This is a genomic window from Polaromonas sp. P3_C2, from assembly GCF_056402675.1.
Genome location: NZ_JBFUGX010001138.1, coordinates 1 through 762, shown reverse-complemented (window position 1 = coordinate 762; position 762 = coordinate 1). Strand labels below are relative to the sequence as shown.

Sequence of the window (762 nt, the reverse complement as noted above, 5' to 3'; positions counted from 1 at the left end):
CTGCCGGCTACTGCGCGAGTTGTCGCCGATCTCGCGCCGCAATTCACGCTCAAGTTTGTCGTGGCCTGCCGCGATGTTTGCCAGCAGCTCGATGCGGCCCGTATCCGCTGGTTCGGCGGGCTTGCGCAACAGCAGCCAGACCAGCAACAGCAGGTTGGCCACCAACAAGGCAATCATCAGCCAGGATTCCATCATSTGTTCATTGTCCGCTTGCTGCCTTCTTCTTGCTTATTTGCCGGCMAGTACCACGGGGTTGAGCGGGGTCAGCGGCTTCTTGCCGCCGAAATATGCGATCAGGTTGTCGGCAGCCAGCCCGGCCATGGCAAGGCGTGTGGGAATGGTGGCGCTGGCGATATGCGGCGTCAACACCACATTGGGTACGGTCAACAAATCAGGATGCACCTTGGGCTCGCCCTCGAACACGTCCAGGCCTGCGGCTGCGATATGCTTGTTCTTCAAGGCGGCAGCGAGTGCGGCATCGTCGACGATACCGCCGCGTGCGATGTTGATCAGGTTGGCGGTGGGCTTCATCAACGCCAGTTCTGCTGCGCCAATGGTGTGGTGGGATGAAGGCGAATACGGCAGTACCAGCACCAGGTGATCTGCCGTCTTGAGCAGTTCTTCCTTGCCGACGTAGCTGGCTTTGCATTCTGCTTCCAGCGTTGCATCCAGGCGCGAGCGGTTGTGGTAAATCACCTTCATGCCAAATCCATGGGCACCGCGTTTGGCAATGCCCTGCCCTATGCGCCCCATGCCCAGGAT

At 59.9% G+C, this 762-nt stretch carries 1 protein-coding gene and 1 pseudogene; both read right to left on the bottom strand.

The features are described 5' to 3' along the window. Window positions 1-195: pseudogene (locus AC1DWI_RS25170) on the bottom strand (DNA recombination protein RmuC); the annotation flags it as partial. A 33-nt stretch (window positions 196-228) separates the two neighbouring features. Next, the coding region (locus AC1DWI_RS25165; RefSeq protein ID WP_477726184.1) for an NAD(P)-dependent oxidoreductase at window positions 229-762 on the bottom strand (534 nt) is incomplete at its 5' end.